We start from the raw sequence: 17259 nt of genomic DNA, 5'->3' as shown, positions 1-17259 counted from the left end.
AAATGATTTCTAACATTGACAAGAATGGAGGTAGAATATAAGGAATGAATGAAAAAAAGAAAATACCTAAAACATCTTGGAAGAAAAAAGATTTCCTTGGCTGGATGATCATGCTGCCTTCCATTATTTTGTTCGCATTTTTTGTATGGGAACCCCTTATTGAAAGCGTTCGGCTATCGTTATATACGGCAAAGGGGATTCAAACAGAGGATTTTGTTGGATTTGATAACTATCTAAGAGTGTTAAGACATCCGGACTTTTTGGATGCTTTAAAAAATACTTTTGTTTACATAGGTTGGTCATTAGTAATTGGTTTTGCGGTGCCAATAATCATTGCACTTCTTATCACGGAGACCATACATCTTCGTAGTTTATTTCGTGTGGGGGTATACTTTCCCAATATAATCCCTGGACTTGCTACAGTAATGATGTGGGGATTTTTCTTTCGCCCAGGTAAGACGGGTGTGTTAAATATTTTATTATCTAAAATAGGAATTGAAGGTCAGGTATGGTTAAATAATGCAGCATTGACAATTCCGCTGATTGTAATAGCGATGACCTGGAAGAGTGCTGGTTCCACCGCCTTAATTTATATGGCAGGTATCAGTGGTATTAATCCTGAATTATATGAAGCAGCAACAATTGATGGAGCAGGAATTAGACAAAGAATCCGTTACATAACGCTACCAAGTGTAATAGCTTTAGCAAAGACATTATTGATACTACAGATTATTGCAGTATTTCAGATACTCTATGAACCACTGGTAATGACCAATGGTGGACCAAACAATGCAAGTATTTCTATCATGCAGCTTGTTTATAATTATGCTTTCCGTGATTACAAGTATCCAATGGCAGCGGCATTGTCAGTTATGATTTGTATTGTATTGATTATTTTAAGTGGCATTTACTTTAAACTTACTACGAAGAAAGAAGATTAGGAGGAAAGAGTATGTTTTTTGAAAAATTCCGTAAAAAAAAGGATGGCACCATACGCTTTTACGATCTTCATTCGAAGAAGATTAAAGTACTCTGTATTCTTATATTACTTCTATGTTTATTCATGGTTGTTATATCTGTATTTCCAGCAGTTTGGGTATTTTTAGCGAGTTTTAAGGACCTGAAAGAGTTCAGAAAAAGTGAAACCATTCTTCCAAGTCATTATGATTTGGGTGTATTTGCAAAGACCTGGGCGGATTTAGGATTCTTAAAATACTATGTTAACTCATTCATCACCGTTGCGGGTTGTGTTATATGCGCAGTTATTTTTAATGGATTACTTGCATATGGGTTGGCTATTCTGCGTCCAAAGGGACATAAAATTATTTTTGGACTCGTTATGTGGAGTTTATTAATTCCTGCAACAACGAGTGTTGTTGCGCTTTTTGTCAACATAAATCGTGTGGGGCTGAATCAATCCTTTATCCCTCTATGGCTGGCATTTGGGGCAAATGCCTTTTATGTTATTATGTTTAAACAGTTTTTTGAAAGTCTACCAATGGAATTATTGGAGGCTGCAAAACTAGATGGTTGTGGTATTTTGCGAGTATTTCAACAGATTATCTTACCATTATCAAAACCAATTATCGCTGTAATTATGATCTTTGCAATCACTGCTTCTTGGTCAGATTTCCTATTACCTTATCTAGTTTTGGATGGTTCTGGGAAGGAAACAGTAATGGTTCGTTTGTTTGCATTCCGTACCTCGAATGCAACCGATGTTGAAGTTTTACGCGCAGTAGCATTTTCTATGATACCACCAACCATTTTATTTATCATCTTCCAGAAAAAAATAACAGAGGGTGCCACTATGGGCGCATTAAAGGGATAAACTATGGCAAAAATAGCAGATTTATATTATAAAGCAGATCCTTTTCAGATTATAGAAGAAGGGTTTGATCCAAACTACGCAAAAATATCGGAATCCATATTTTCCTTAGGAAATGAATATATGGGGGTGCGCGGATATTTTGAGGAAGGATTTTCGTTAGATAGTTTAGTGGGAAGTTATTTTAATGGCATTTATGAAAGAGAAGAGGTTTCTTCTCAAAACTATAAAGGAATTATTGACAATACTGAGTTTATGGTGAATTCGGTAGACTATTTTTATACCAAAGTTTTGTTAGATGGAGAAACATTAGATTTAGCGACTGCAAAGATTCACAAGTTTCGTCGATGCCTTGATTTAAAAACAGGTGTTTTAAGACGTAGTTTTATCTGGGAATTAAATAATGGAAAACAAGTGGAAATCCTGTTTGAGCGCTTCTTATCCATGAGTGATGCTAATATGGCTGGTCAGAGAATACGCTTTATGCCACTTAATTTTGATGGAAGCATCTGTGTTAGTCTTGGATTAGATTTTACAAGACCTCATTATATGTCAGGTAAGAATTATTTTAGCTGTGATGAAAAAAGAGCAGAAAATGATAATTTATTTATTGTAGGAACTACTAAAAATACGAAACAAAAAATTGCTTCCATGTGTAAAATCGAATTGCCAAATTCACCAATAGGAGTAATTGAGAAGGAAGATAATAAAATTACTTTGACTTATCAGATTGATTTAAAAAAACAATGTGAAGCAGTGATTACAAAAGTGATTTGTAATATTGTATGTAAGAAATCAGAGGAAACTAACTACAAAAAGTTTAACGTTAAATGTGAAGACAAGTGGAGGGAGAGAACAAACTTCCATTACGATCAGCTTCTTGCAGAGAGCATTGAGTGGTGGGAAAAAAAGTGGAAAGAATCGGATATTGTGATTGAGGGAGATGATTTAAATCAGCAAGGTATCCGCTACTGTATTTTTCAAATGCATCAGACCTATCACGGAACGGAAGCCGGCACGAACATCGGTGCAAAAGGATTAACTGGTGAGGCATATAGCGGGAATGCTTTTTGGGATACAGAGACATATTGCTTACCATTTTATTTGTTTAACAATCTTAAAGCAGCAAAAAATCTATTAATGTTTCGTTATGAGACGTTAGAGGAAGCAAAGCTTCGTGCGAAGGAGTTGGATTGTAGGGGAGCTTTTTATCCGATTGCAACAATTAGTGGTAAAGAATGTTGTAGTTTATGGCAGCATGCAAGTCTCCAACTACAGGCTTCCACGGGAGTAGCCTATGGAATCTATACTTATGTGAAATTAACAAAGGATATGGAATTTTTACATCAATATGGTATTCCTATGCTAATTGAGATAAGTCGTATGTTAGCCACAAGAGGAGATTATAACGCTGATGGAACAAAGTATGGATTTTATGGTGTAATGGGGCCGGATGAATTTCAGATGATGGTAAATCATAACTGTTACACGAATGCGCTGGGTAAAATGACACTTAGGTATACCTATGATGTCATCGAGCAACTAAAAAAAGAAGGGTTTAGTGAAGAAGAGATAGCAAGACGCTATCAAGTATCTCATGAGGAGATAGAAGATTTCAAGAAAAAAGCAGATAATATGTGGATACCTTATCATACTGATACCAAGTTATTTGAGCAGCATCAAGGTTATTTTGAACTTCCGCATGTGGATGTAGATGCGATTCCAATTGAGGATTTTCCTCTCTATCATCACTGGACCTACGATAGAATCTATCGAAATGATATGATAAAACAACCCGATGTTTTAATGATGATGCTTTTATTTAATTCTAGCTTCACATTAGAACAGCTACAAGCAAATTATGAGTTCTATGAGCCAAGATGTATCCATGAAAGTTCCTTATCACCGTCGGTTCATTCCATTTTAGCAAGTCAGTTAAAGAAGCACAAAGAGGCTTATCAGTTCTTTGGTTTTGCTACCAGAATGGATTTAGATAATTACAACCGTAATACTGGTGAAGGTCTGCATACAACCTCAATTGCAGCGGCATGGATGAATATTGTATATGGATTTGGTGGTATGAGGTCAGATGGACCAATCTTAAGTTTTACGCCGAGTATTCCGGAAAGTTGGAATTCCTATTCCTTCCGTATAAGGTACCAGGGCAGCGTAATTAAGGTTGAGGTAACAAAGAATGAAACTGCATTTCAGGTGCTGGAGGGAAATGATGTTCCTGTCAAAATTTATGAGACAGAGTATACATTAGGTCAATCAAGATTAAAGGTTGAATTGCCATAAGGATACTGGCGCCAGAATGGAGGTAACGATGGAATGGATATTGACAGAAAATGGTTATGACAGCAGTCTTGCTGCAACACATGGAAATAAGTATTTGATCGGCAACGGATACTTAGGAATCCGAGGTGCTCTCGAGGAATATGAGAAGGATCAATTGGTAGCGATTAATCTTGCAGGTATATATGATCAAGTTGGAGATCAATTTAGAGAACCAGTGAATGCTCCGAATGCCCTATATACATTTTGTGAGGTTGCAGGTGAGCGAATTGGATTACCTAATTCAGAGATGGTATCTCATCAAATTACATTAGATTTCTCACACGGGCTTTTTAGTAGGAAGACCTCCTATCCTACTAAAAAGGGAGAAGTCACCGTGGAAAGTGAGCGCTTTTGTTGCATGGAGCAGCCTCATATGATTTGTATGAAGTATAGCATTCACGTAAGTGAAGCGATGGAGGTTACATTAGTATCAGGAATTGATGCAGATGTTTGGGATATCAATGGACCGCACCTTAACAAGGTAAAATTTGCGAGTTCTAGTAAAGAAGAGAACACCTTTGAATTATCTGTTCATGCAGTGACTACAGAAAAGAAGGTTGGTCTACATGTTCAAGAGATATCCTCCTTAAGAATCTTAGAGGATATCATTCCAGATTGTTTGGAGCAAAGAAAGAAACAACAATATAATCATGAGGTTGTGAAATCAGAGCAAAAAGTGCTAAATCGGTTTACAATTTCGTTACCTGCAAATGGTATGGTATGTTTATATAAATACATTGGAATATATACAGAGAAAGATAGCACTTCTTATGAAAAAGATAATAAGGAGCAATTAAATCATGCCCTGCTACAAGGCTATGGTACTTTAAAGAACGAGCATCTGGAATGGTGGAGAAAATGCTGGGAAAAAGATATGGTAGTAATAGAAGGGGATGAAGCAGCGATGCAGGCGCTTAATTACTCTTTATATCATCTGATTACTATCGCACCAAGACATAGTAAGAGTATGTCAATTCCAGCAAGAGGACTATCTGGACAGACGTATAAAGGAGCTGTATTTTGGGATACGGAGATGTTTTTACTTCCCTTTTATCTCTATACCGATCCAAAGGTTGCGCGAAGTTTAGTAAAATATCGGATTGATACCTTAGAAGGTGCTAGAAAAAAGGCGAAAGAGTATGGTTATCTTGGTGCATTTTATGCATGGGAAAGCCAAGAAGGTGGACACGAGGCTTGTTCGGATTATAATGTTACGGATGTATTTACAGGACGTCCTATGCGTACTTTCTTTCGTGATAAGCAGATTCATATCTCAGCGGCGGTTGTGTATGGCTTGATGACTTATGTTCATACAACGAGAGATTATTCTGTTCTTGAGGAAGGTGGAGTAGAGGTAGTTCTTGAATGTGCACAGTTTTATTACTCTATGTTACTTCAAAAAGTTCCGTTTGGACAATATGAGTTGCATGATGTAGTAGGGCCAGATGAATATCATGAGAGAGTGAATAATAATTTTTACACGAATCGAATGGCAAAGTATACGTTTGATATGGCAGTGGAGCTAATTTATAGCGCGCCTAAGTTATCAAGTGACACACAAAATAAAATAGCAAAACAGTATGGGTTATCTGCTTTATTAACGAAGTTTGAGGAAGCTTCCAAACGAATTTTCTTAAAAGTTCCGGACAAATACACTAAGTTAATTGAACAATTTGATGGCTATTATAAGTTAAAGGATACTTCTCTAGAGGAAGTTCGTAGTAAGATCATCCATCCAAAAGAATACTGGGGTGGAGCATATGGGGTTGCTGCTGATACAAAAATTATAAAACAAGCAGATGTTGTAACAGCATTGACCTTGTTTCGTGACGAATATGAACAAGAAGTATTACAAAAGAACTGGGACTATTATGAGCCTAGAACAGAACATGGGTCATCTTTAAGCGCTTGTATGTATGCGTTATTAGCATGTTATTGTGGCAATCCAGATCAAGCATATCCCTTCTTTTTAAAATCAGCAATGGCTGACTTAAAAGGTGGCGGCAAGGAATGGGCAGGACTTTTATATATTGGAGGAACTCATCCTGCTGCTGCGGGAGGTGCTTATATGACAGCGGTATATGGATTTGCAGGGCTAAGCATAAAAGAAGGAAGTATCGCTGTAAAGCCATGCCTTCCTTCGTCTATCACAAAGTTAAGTTTTTCAGTACAAATAGGTGGAAAAAAATATCGAATTACGGTAACGAAGGAAGAGGCTGTTGCAGTGCTTATTTAGCGTATCGTTAACAATATAAGTAATTATAAGTTTACGATACATCAGATAGTTAATACACTGTCTCTCTCTACTAGGTGAACCGGAAGTATGATTTCCCGCTGTTTTAGAGTACGATTTTCCAGGCGGTCTAACATAAAGTAGGCCGCTTGTCTACCTTTCTCATTTGCATCCTGATGGATGGTGGTTAATGGAGGATCGGTAATACGGCTAATACTTAAATCGTCAAAACCAATAATGGAGATATCTTCTGGAACACGCTTTCCAGCTTGACGTAATCCTGCGATCAATCCAGCAGCCATAATATCTGCAGTTGCAAATAGAGCAGTAATCTCTTTATTCGATGCAATTGAAGCACCGGTACGTAAGCAAGAGGCAACATCCATGCCAGCCTGCAGGATTAACTCTTCACGGATTGGGATATGAAATTCCTGTAATGCCTGCTTATATCCAAGCAAACGTTGGTAGAGAACACCGTTTTCCTTAATTAGTGGAGAAACAAAGGCAATGTTTCGATGGCCATGTTCTAACAAATATTTTGTAGCAAGGTAGCCACCTTGGTAGTCTTCAAGACCAACATTGCACATGTTTGGATGGCTGACATAACTATCAATTAACACAATTGGTATCGAAAGTTTTGTCAATGCCTCATAAAAGGAATCTTTAAATATACCGGTAAAGAACAAGCCATCTACATTCCAGTTTCTAAGAAAGGTATGTAAGTCGTCGGCGGTTTCAACGGTTCGTAACATTAAATAATAACCGTTTTCCCGTAAGGTAGCCTCAATTGCACCGATAAATGCAGAGTGGAAAGGGTCTTCCATGAAGTTTTCCTGTTTATTTACGATTAAGTGATTGATAATTCCAATCACTTTTGAATTATTGGAAACCAGAGAACGAGCAGACATATTCGGTACATAGCCAAGTTCTTTAATCGTGTCATTTATTCTAGCAATGGTTTCAGCGGATACACGACCTGACTTTCCATTAATAACATTAGAAACGGTGGTACAGCTAACACCAACGATTTGAGCGATATCTTTAATAGTTGCCATAAAAATTCCCTTCCTTTCAACAGGTTTAAGGTTAAACCTAATAGACTAAGTTTACCATTAAACCTTGAAAATGTATAGAGGTTTTCAAAAGGATATCGCGTGGGTAGGAAAAGTCAATGAGTACTTTTATTTAGGCAGAATAGTTTCTTCATAAGAGTGAATCGATATAGGATTCCTGTCACTCATACCAGTAACGAATCATAACACACAGCAGAAAGGAGAAAACAGTATGATTAAAGGAGTCATCTTTGATTTAGATGGAGTTTTGGTTTCTACCGATGAACTACATTTTAAAGCATGGACTAAATTAGCGAGTGAATTAAATATAAACAATTACACAAAGGAGGATAACAAAGCACAAAAAGGGATTAGTAGACTGGAGTCTTTAGAAATTGTACTAAGGAAAGGAAGTCTAACTTATCAGGAGAAAGAAAAACAAGAACTTGCAGAGAGAAAGAATAACTATTATGTCGAAATGTTAGACTCACTCGATGAATCTGCTGTATTAGAGGATGTAAAAGAGGCATTGGCTATATTAAAATCCAAAGGAATCAAGATAGGCGTTGGTTCCGCGTCAAAAAATACTCCAATCATCTTAGACAAAACAGGACTCGCACCAGAAATTGATGCAGTTGCTTGTGGAATCGATGTAACTAAATCAAAACCAGATCCAGAAGTTTTTCTAATTGCTGCTAAAAAACTAGGACTACTCCCTAAGGAATGTCTTGTTGTGGAGGACTCCTATGCGGGTGTAGTAGCAGCAAAGGCAGCAGGAATGAAGAGTCTGGCGGTAGGACCAGAACGAAAGTTATTAGAGGCTGATTATGATTCAGAGACATTATTAAGTGAGACAGATTGGGAAGCGATGTTAAAAATATCATAGTGTGCTGTCCGTTGGAGAATTCGTTAAGTTATCAAGTAAACAGCACACTGGACAAGGGAGGAACTATATGAAACAAAAATACGTTAAGTTGGAAGGAATCGTAATTGTAGTATTGTTCTTATGTCTGATAGGTCTTTTGATTACTGTAGTGAATAAGAAAAGGCCTGCAAAGGAGGTAATCTCGATTCAGGAAACAAAGCTAGTTTTGTATGAGGGACCTAAGTCTTTGAGGGATGCTACCGAAGAGGACTTGATTTCTGCAAATGAGAGTGCAAAGGATTTTTCACTGCTTCATTGTATTGATACCTTAGTCTCAGTAAATGGTTACGATTGTTATGTATATGATACAAACGTAAATCATTCTAGAAAATGGTATAGCGACTACATGCCTCCGAATGCAAGAACACCGATTACATATTTTGATTTTAAAGGTGTCGTAGAAGTAACGATTGAAGTTCCTAATATTGCACTTGAAGCAGCTAGCGTAAGTCCATTGCGGTACGGAATTACGCCGGTAATAGATAAGGAAAAACATACGGTTACATTTACGCTTACAAAACCAGATCAATATACCATTAGTTTTAATAACTCACCAGAAAGAGCAGTGCATTTATTCGCAAATGAGATAGAAACTGATATCCCATCGAAAGAGGACGAAGATGTGGTATACATTGGTCCTGGCGAATGGAATATTGAAAACATCATTTTAGAAGATAATCAAACCCTATACATCTCAGGTGGTGCTGTAGTTCATGGCATTGTAAATGCTAATTTTGCTAAAAATATCACGGTTCGCGGAAGAGGAATTATCGATGGATCTAAGTTTGATGGATGGAAGGGAAAAGAAGCTTATATTCCATTAAAATTTGATAATTGTGAGAATATAGCTATTAGAGATATCATTGTACTTAATCCGAATGCTTGGGTATGTCAGGCATTTAACTCTAAAAAAGGAACAATTGATAATATCAAAATTATTTCCTCTAGGCCAAACGGTGATGGAATTACGCTACAGTCATGTCAGGATTACACGGTCACAAACAGTTTTGTTCGTAGTTGGGATGATTCCTTGGTAATTAAAAATTACGATGATAATTCAAAGAATATTACTTTTCATAACATGCAGTTATGGACGGATTTCGCGCAGTCCATGGAAGTAGGTTATGAAACGAATAAAGGAAAGAGAGAGAATGCATTTATCTCTGATATAACCTTTGAAAATATCACAGTACTACATAACTTCCACAAGCCAGTAATATCCGTTCATAATGCAGACGATGCGGTAGTCAGTGACATTACATTCAAAAATATCATTGTAGAGAATGCTCAGATGGGAAGTGGCGATGGGGATGAGATGCCATACCTCATTGATGTTAACATTGCAAAGAGTTCGAATTGGTCTTCAACAGGAGAGCGAGGAAGCATTAAGAATGTTGTAATTGACGGAGTGAGTGTACTTGCTGGTAAAAACTGCGCTTCAAGAATAAAAGGGTTTGATGCTGAACATAACATCGATGGTGTGTTTATGAAAAACATTATGGTACTAGGAGAAAAGATAACGAACTTGGAACAAGGTAAATTTGAAGTTGATGCAGAGACAGCAAAGAATATTGTCCTAGAGTAAGTTTTAAGTAAAGCAGCGCACATGGATTGTTTGGTGTTACGGAGTGAAAAAAAATTGATAGAAGAAAGGATGCCACATACAAATTCTTTCACTCTCTCTTATTTACAAGGAAAAGTTCGGAAAGTGTGATTTTTCTTGTTTGTGGCATGCAATGGGTGCAAAGATGAACAAAAAACGAGTGATAATCTTATTGTTAGTAGTTCTTAATGCCATACTATTAATCTATACTCTTCGATTACCAAAGCAGGAACCGAAGGTAAAGGAAACGATAGAAACAAAAGTAACTACGGTTGAAGCAATGGAACAAACAGAAGCGATAGAACACCCTGATTTTGTAAAAGAAGAATACGCCTCCTCCATACCAGAGGGAGAAAATATTGCTCTTGGAAAAAAGGCTACCTCAGATAGTTTTACTCAAAGTTATACAGCAAGGAAAGTAACGGATGGAATAGCAACTGGAGTATCTTATTGGGAGGGAAAGCCTAAGAGCTATCCCAATATTATTACACTAGACTTAGAAGAGTTATACACGATACATACGATACGTGTCTGCCTTTCTCCAATGAGTATCTGGGGAAAGAGAACGCAGGATTTCTCTGTTTCAATAAGTAGCGATAATGAGATATTTACAGAGATAGTACCAACCAAACAGTATACCTTTGATCCAGATAGGGGAAATGAAGTCCAGATTAAGCTAGATAATTTAGAGGCTCGTTATGTTCAGTTATCTTTTACTGCAAACTCAGGTGCAGCGGCGGGACAGATTGCAGAATTAGAAGTATATCATTAGATGTTTACTTCAGATTAGATAATTCCTAAAAGAAGAAGTTGGGTTTTGTTACTGGTGATTACCGAGTGATTCTCTATGGTCAGATGGAGGAAACTGCAAACCAATAGAGACTATTAAGAACTATGATTAACTTATGGCAGAAATAAGAACGTTTCAAAATAATTTATAGTAATCCTTATAAAATTACATGTAGAATTGATTTGAATGACAGTTTTAAAACTGTACTCAAATCAATTCTACATGTTTTTTAACCATATCAGGTAAGTAGCGAAGCGGATTGTGAATATTTGCTTTGACTAATAGCTATTAATCTAAAAAATGGTAGAAAAATATGGAATAAAGCAATAACTTATGCTAAGATTATAGTAAATAAAATTGTAATAAAGTGCTCAATAACATTAAAATAGTAATCTAGAAAGTGATTTACATTTTACTTGTTACTAAAAAGGCGATAAAGAGCCAGAATAGGAGATAAGATGCAAAGGAATCCAATAGAACAGGAAAAAGAGATTCGTAAAGAGCTAACGACTCTTTATGAAGAATTTGGGTATTTATACAAAGATTACTGCTCGAAAGAGCAACATGAAGATTTAGCTAAGTTAAAGAAAGAAGGACAACCCTTACCAGATAATTTAAACTATGATCCAAAACGTGAGAAGTTATACTATAGTATTCCATCTGGTTTATCGACAGGGGAACTTGAAGAATTAACAAAACTACGTTTGTTAAAATATACGAAGAATATAAGTTATGGGGTAAATTTTATTGTACTTGTAATTGTACTAGGAATCATACTAAAACTAGTTGTATACTTTCTTTAGAAGATTCATCTACTTTTAAAGAGAATATAAATATAAGAGATGTTAGAACGAGATTTTTTCATGCTAAAAGTTTTCAATCTATTCACATTGCCATAAAAATAGCACACCGCTACTTAGAAGAGAACATATAATATTACATAATATCTATCAAAGGATGATAGGAGGTTGCTATGAGAGGTCACCAATGTTGTCCCCAAGGACCTAACCGAATGAGTATAAATGGCGCACTAATTGAAGACATAGATTTAAGAGGAAATCAAGGAAGAGTTACGATATCTTATGCAGTACCGCAGAGGAATCAATTGATATTGAAAGAGGTACTTGTTTTACTTGTAGATGCTCAAACCAGAATATTGGGTAGTTTCGGTCAAAGAATAACACTGAGAGATTTACAGCGTGGTATGCTTGTAGATGTTATAGTTTCACCGAACTTTACAAGAAGTAATCCGCCTCAAACCACTGCTTTTCAGATCACTGTTGTTGGTGAAGATAGGTATCCAACGAGGATTGAAAATATCTTACGAGTTGATGAGAGAAATCGAATGATACTCACTGGAAGTTCTCTAGATCCTGGAAGTCAAATTCGTTTTGTAGTGAATAATAATACAGAGATATTTGGGCTACGAGGAAATCGTATTTCCTTATCGCAGTTAAGACCAGGGCAAACGATTATGATTACTCATGAAAATTTTATGACGGCAAGTATACCACCACAGACGGTTGCCATTAGAATTCAAGTATTATAAAAGAAAACTACATTCATATAGCTTGTTAGAATCATAGTGTATATGATTGGTGTAAAGGAAATGGTTGAGGGAATTATGATAAGAAGAATCATGATTTTATGCAACCATTTCTTTCTCATTCATGACAAGGAAAAGTTCGCGAAGGCTTTTTCTTATTGTAAATTAAAAAATTTTTATAATAGTATTTGACTCTATCCTTGCGTCACCCTTTATACTCCAATTATCACGTGATGAGTTAAGTTATTAAAAGTGATTTATGTTGCGCACAAAGTCACCATTATTATTGTAGTATGCGAAAGCGCTGGATTGGAGGTTTCTATGAAAACATATTTTATTACTGGTGGTGCAGGGTTTATTGGAACTAATTTTATCAAATATCTAATCGAATCCTATGGTGAAAAGGTTAGGATTATCAACTATGACAAGCTAACTTATGCAGGAAATCGTGAGTGGTTAAAAGAATTAGAAAAGAAAGATAACTATCGATTTGTGCAAGGGGATATTTTAGATGAAGAATTGCTAACCACTATATTTAAGGAAGAGCAGATAGATTATGTGGTGCATCTGGCAGCAGAGTCTCACGTGGATCGGAGTCTGGAATCAGACGTTGAATTTTTTCAAACCAATGTCCTTGGGACAAGGATGCTTTATCAGGTGATTCATAACATATGGAGAGATGATATCGGCGATAAGAGGATTCTGCATGTATCAACCGATGAAGTTTATGGTGAATTAGAGGAATTCGGACAATTTATAGAACATATGCCGCTACACCCTAATAATCCTTATTCCGCAAGCAAAGCGGGAGGAGAGATGATAGCTATGGCTTATCATAAGACCTATGGATTACCAATCGTTAGGACAAGATGTAGCAACAATTTTGGTCCTTATCAGCATGAGGAAAAATTAATTCCAAAGTGCATCAAAAATTGTTTGAATCATCAGAAGATACCAGTGTACGGTGATGGAAAAAACATAAGAGAATGGCTCTTCGTTAAGGATCACTGTATAGCGATGAATGAAGTATTAGTTAGTGGTAAATTAGGAGAGGTATATAATATTTCGAGCCATCAAGAAATAAGTGTGCTTTCTATTGTCACTACGATTATTGGGTATCTAAAAGAACACGTGGATCCTTCCATATCCATGAATCTGGTTGAATTTACAAAGGATCGCCTTGGTCATGATAGAAGATACGCAGTAGATACCGATAAAATAGAGCGAAATCTTGGGTGGACACCAAAAACTGGTCTTGAGGATGGAATGGCTGTTACAATAGATTGGTATCGAAAGGAGTATAAATTTCATTAATCGATAAAGACATGAGAAGTGAGAGTGAAAAATCAAGCTTTACTCCTCTAGTTTATGTTAGTATTTTAGGATAAACCAGATGAGTGAAGGAAATGAGGTAATTCATGAAAATAAATCAGAAAAACAATTATTTTACGGTTGGTGAATTTGCAAAGTGTGCTAATGTATCAATACGAACACTGCGTTATTATGACAAGATAGGGATACTACCGCCATCAAAACTAACGGATTCGGGATATCGATTATATACGAATTCTGATTTTCTAAAACTCCAGAAAATATTGGCGCTAAAGTTTTTTGATTTCAGTTTAGAAGATATTGAGGGTATGGCAAGCAGTAGCGTGGACCTGGAGAGTTTTAAGGATTCTCTCCATCTACAAAAGCAATTTCTGCAAGCAAAGATTAATCAGTTAGAAGTAATAAAATGTACGATAGATCAAGCGGAAAAAATGTTACAGTCAGATAATGAGATTAATTGGGAGAAAATTATGGATATAATTCATGCCATGAACATGAAACAAAGTATCCGAGAGAATTATAAGAATTCAGATCATCTGAATGTCAGAATTCTATTACATAAAAAGTATTCCAAGAATCCTCAAGGTTGGTATCCTTTTTTAGCAAATCATATCCCTTTTACTAATAATCAAAAGATATTAGAACTAGGCTGCGGTAATGGGGCTTTCTGGGTAGAAAACGAAGCTAATCTACCAGATAAATTATCAATTGTAGTAACAGATATTTCAAGCGGTATGGTAAAGGTTGCAAAGGAGGCCATCGATCAGACAAAGCTATCTTGTACCTATGATGTTTTAGATCTTAATCATATTACGTATCCGAAGGAATCCTTTGACCTTGTGATGGCAAATCATGTACTATTCTATGCAAATGATAGAAATAAGGCTTGTGAAGTAATTGCACGTATCTTAAAACCGAATGGAGTATTTGTTTGTACCGCCTATGGGCAGCAACACATGAAAGAAATTGAAGAAATTACGAAGAAATTCAATCCTAAAATAGCACTATCGGAAGTAAACCTTTCAGATTTATTTGGATTAGAAAATGCGATGGAGTATCTGCAACCTCATTTTTCTTCTGTTAATCGAGTGGATTATAAGGATAGATTAATTCTTAATGATTACCATCCATTGTTTCACTATGTTCTTTCCTGTCATGGAAACCAGACAGAGGTACTACATGGCCATCATAAGGAGTTTGAGTATTACTTAGCAGAGCTGTTTAGACAAAAAAGACAAGTTGAGATAACAAAGCAGGCGGGCGTGTTTATTTGTAGAAAATAAGGTTGATTGAAGAAAATGGAGGTACTATGATTATATTACTTTTGCGCCATGGAGAATCAGAGGGCGATTTAAGGGAAGTACATGAAGGGATACGGCATGCAACTGGTGATACAGGAATTCATTGTTTGCGATACGAGCAAGGAAAACGTGGAATCTTGTATTTGAATAATACAAATCACCTAATGATAATGTAGAAATAAAAATATTTTTTATGAATACTGTAGAATGTGTGATGTTAAATAAGAATCATGCTGATTGTGAAGTAAAAAGATAACACTTAGTGACAGAAAAAACAGTTTAGAGGAACAATAAAAGAGCATTTAATTTAAATGTGGATAAAGTTTATAATATAAAAGAACCCTAAAAATCCTGACTTTTTATAATGGTGAAAAATGATACCCAAATTAATTTCATAATAGCAGAAAAAGACCATCTAACCTTATGATATGTGAATTACTGTATAGAAATGTAAAAAAATATAAAGGAATGTTTGACATATAATTCCAAACGACTTATAATAAATATGGGGATATCAAAATTTAACATATGGGTATACGATTAAGGGGTGAATTTATTGAAGAAAGTCATTTTCATGCTAATGATAACATTATGTTTATCAGCTTCAGTTCATCCAATGGAGGCGTTTGGAATTATACCAGCATATTCTGAGGAATCTGACAATGAAATTGATAACATAACCGTATTACAGACCATGGTATTTGATACCTTCCTAACGAAATCGGAACCCTTGCCTAGTGAACAGGCGAAAGAGCCGATTGAAGAGAATCCTGAACAAGAAGGACGGGCGAATACAGAGGAAGCTCCTGCTAAGGTAGATAATATGTACATACTACTAGTGATCATTGGTTTTATGCTGTTAGGAGCCTTTATGCTTCATGCGAGGGATAAAAGAAAAGATTTGTAAAAGGGGCCGAAAAAGGGCCTGTTGCAAAATAAGTTGCCCAGCCTTAGTGCTGAAACTTTTTGTAACAGGCCTTTTTTCTATCATTTAACAACATGTTAAGATTCTTATGATGATGTAAAAATAGCAAGATTTGGTGGGTAAAAGGTAAACCATAAAAAAGAGATTGCGAGTAAAATTAGGACAATACCACCGAGGAGCTGGTAGTATTTACCTGATAAATAACCGTGGGACATTAAAACATAACTTATGATATTAGAAATAATTACTCCTAAGATAAAAGTTATTATATCAAGAATCAGGTAGTTTGTTCCAAGGATTTTTGTGTATCCATAAAACAATATAGGTATTGTAATTAATCCAGCTATAATGCCAAGTGCTTTGCTTATGATATAGTTATTGTACAGTGTGCCCAGTTTAATAAATTCAAAAAGAGAAAATAAAAACATTGGGAAAAAGAGCATCTTTAGATGCTCCCAAGTACTTTCATTCACTGGGGAAAAAAGAGCAACAAAATCATTTTTTCCAGACCATTCATAAGCAAAATGAAGCAGCGGGCCAAGAATTACTGTAAAGATAGTACTGATTATGGTATAACATTTTAATTGTTTTGTTTCCTTCATATTGATACCAATCGTTACTGCCACATATTATAAATGTGGGAAAGAATTACATAGTGGCACCTTTCTAACATTCTTATTTTCTTTCTACCATTCCTCTCTTGTGAGTAAAAAAAAGGCTTGCTATAAGTAAGGTGCGAGGTGCGACAGTTATCTAATGAAGTTCAAGCCTTAATTTCTTTTGAGGTATTATAATAGTATATGCATATCCCATTAAGGATATACCAAAATGTAAATGCAAAGTTTGTCAAAATGCAAAGTACTTATATTCTATGTTCTTTCAATTAAATTCTTAATAATTATATAAATTTCGTACTTTTATTTAGGAATACGAAAGAAACTGTAGCGTTTTTTTGATGGATAGAATAAACAAATACCTTTGGAACGTATTGGTAACATGTCTAAAAGTAGATGACTACTAATACCAAGAAAAAGTCCAAAGCCAATGCTTAAGTTAAATTGAAGTACGATAATACTGGTTAAAAATAAAAAAAGGAGACTATGAGTGAGAGTTCTGTGTTTGATAGGAAGATGAAAAATCGATCCAAGAAAACTCTTCTTATGGTCAATATCTGGTAATAAAGAACCTAATACGGAGCCAGTGATATAATCAAATGTTGTAATGGACAAATCCCATTGACTTGTTTTATTCCAATAAAGTAGTAATCCTGAGAGAGCAAGACCACCGATAATATGTGCTTTTCCTTTCATAAAAAATCCTCATGTCTAATAATCTAGTAATTTCTATAAGCTAATAAGTAGTGCATTAATCATGCTAAACAATATCA

At 35.6% G+C, this 17259-nt stretch carries 16 protein-coding genes; 13 read left to right on the top strand and 3 right to left on the bottom strand.

All coding sequences use genetic code 11. The features are described from left to right. Nucleotides 1–44: 44 nt before the first annotated feature. The 4 genes from CC92_RS0108155 to CC92_RS0108140 are packed head-to-tail and all read left to right on the top strand — an operon-like array spanning nt 45 to nt 6401. Nucleotides 45–941 (top strand): carbohydrate ABC transporter permease, encoded by an 897-nt coding sequence (locus CC92_RS0108155; RefSeq protein WP_029503392.1) that lies wholly within the window; start codon nt 45–47, stop codon nt 939–941. 11 nt (nt 942–952) lie between these two features. Further along, nucleotides 953–1831, top strand: coding sequence for a carbohydrate ABC transporter permease (locus tag CC92_RS0108150; RefSeq protein ID WP_029503393.1), 879 nt, complete (start codon nt 953–955; stop codon nt 1829–1831). Nucleotides 1832–1834: 3 nt separating this feature from the next. After that, nucleotides 1835–4126, top strand: coding sequence for a glycoside hydrolase family 65 protein (locus CC92_RS0108145; RefSeq protein ID WP_029503394.1), 2292 nt, complete (start codon nt 1835–1837; stop codon nt 4124–4126). A gap of 28 nt (nt 4127–4154) precedes the next feature. Next, nucleotides 4155–6401, top strand: a complete 2247-nt coding sequence (locus tag CC92_RS0108140; protein WP_029503396.1) for a glycosyl hydrolase family 65 protein — start codon at nt 4155–4157, stop codon at nt 6399–6401. A 41-nt stretch (nt 6402–6442) separates the two neighbouring features. On the opposite strand, the gene CC92_RS0108135 is transcribed toward CC92_RS0108140, so the two are convergent. Further along, complete coding sequence (locus CC92_RS0108135; protein WP_029503398.1) at nt 6443–7453, bottom strand: LacI family DNA-binding transcriptional regulator; 1011 nt, start codon at nt 7451–7453, stop codon at nt 6443–6445. A gap of 229 nt (nt 7454–7682) precedes the next feature. On the opposite strand from CC92_RS0108135, the gene pgmB reads away from it, so the two are divergent. From pgmB to CC92_RS0108090, 9 genes are all read left to right on the top strand, one after another. After that, nucleotides 7683–8336 (top strand): beta-phosphoglucomutase, encoded by a 654-nt coding sequence (gene pgmB, locus CC92_RS0108130; protein ID WP_029503399.1) that lies wholly within the window; start codon nt 7683–7685, stop codon nt 8334–8336. A gap of 67 nt (nt 8337–8403) precedes the next feature. Beyond that, the gene (locus tag CC92_RS0108125; protein ID WP_051650764.1) at nt 8404–9960 is read left to right on the top strand and encodes a glycosyl hydrolase family 28 protein; all 1557 of its coding nucleotides are present in this window, start codon (nt 8404–8406) and stop codon (nt 9958–9960) included. 163 nt (nt 9961–10123) lie between these two features. After that, nucleotides 10124–10750, top strand: coding sequence for a discoidin domain-containing protein (locus CC92_RS0108120; protein ID WP_162175516.1), 627 nt, complete (start codon nt 10124–10126; stop codon nt 10748–10750). Nucleotides 10751–11226: 476 nt separating this feature from the next. Further along, on the top strand, nt 11227–11571 hold the full coding sequence (locus CC92_RS0108115; protein ID WP_029503403.1) for a hypothetical protein: 345 nt from the start codon (nt 11227–11229) through the stop codon (nt 11569–11571). A gap of 170 nt (nt 11572–11741) precedes the next feature. Further along, nucleotides 11742–12317 (top strand): hypothetical protein, encoded by a 576-nt coding sequence (locus CC92_RS0108110; RefSeq protein ID WP_029503404.1) that lies wholly within the window; start codon nt 11742–11744, stop codon nt 12315–12317. 318 nt (nt 12318–12635) lie between these two features. Next, nucleotides 12636–13628: a dTDP-glucose 4,6-dehydratase gene (rfbB, locus tag CC92_RS0108105; protein ID WP_029503405.1), complete on the top strand. Its 993-nt coding sequence runs from the start codon at nt 12636–12638 to the stop codon at nt 13626–13628. Nucleotides 13629–13732: 104 nt separating this feature from the next. Then, on the top strand, nt 13733–14929 hold the full coding sequence (locus CC92_RS0108100; protein WP_029503406.1) for a MerR family transcriptional regulator: 1197 nt from the start codon (nt 13733–13735) through the stop codon (nt 14927–14929). A 26-nt stretch (nt 14930–14955) separates the two neighbouring features. Then, nucleotides 14956–15123, top strand: coding sequence for a hypothetical protein (locus tag CC92_RS22520; protein WP_155998365.1), 168 nt, complete (start codon nt 14956–14958; stop codon nt 15121–15123). A 380-nt stretch (nt 15124–15503) separates the two neighbouring features. Continuing rightward, nucleotides 15504–15854 (top strand): hypothetical protein, encoded by a 351-nt coding sequence (locus tag CC92_RS0108090; protein WP_155998367.1) that lies wholly within the window; start codon nt 15504–15506, stop codon nt 15852–15854. A 104-nt stretch (nt 15855–15958) separates the two neighbouring features. Here the strand turns inward: CC92_RS0108090 and CC92_RS0108085 are convergent, their stop codons facing one another. Together CC92_RS0108085 and CC92_RS0108080 are read right to left on the bottom strand one after the other, a co-directional pair. Beyond that, nucleotides 15959–16474, bottom strand: a complete 516-nt coding sequence (locus CC92_RS0108085) for a DUF6512 family protein (protein WP_155998369.1) — start codon at nt 16472–16474, stop codon at nt 15959–15961. 315 nt (nt 16475–16789) lie between these two features. After that, entirely contained in the window at nt 16790–17182 is a 393-nt protein-coding gene (locus CC92_RS0108080) for a metal-dependent hydrolase (RefSeq protein ID WP_051650767.1), read from the bottom strand. Nucleotides 17183–17259: the final 77 nt, after the last annotated feature.

This window comes from Lachnoclostridium phytofermentans (genome assembly GCF_000733755.1).
GTDB lineage: Bacteria > Bacillota > Clostridia > Lachnospirales > Lachnospiraceae > Lachnoclostridium > Lachnoclostridium phytofermentans_A.
Note: the sequence above shows the minus strand (reverse complement) of the source record. Positions and strands in the feature narration are given on the sequence as shown.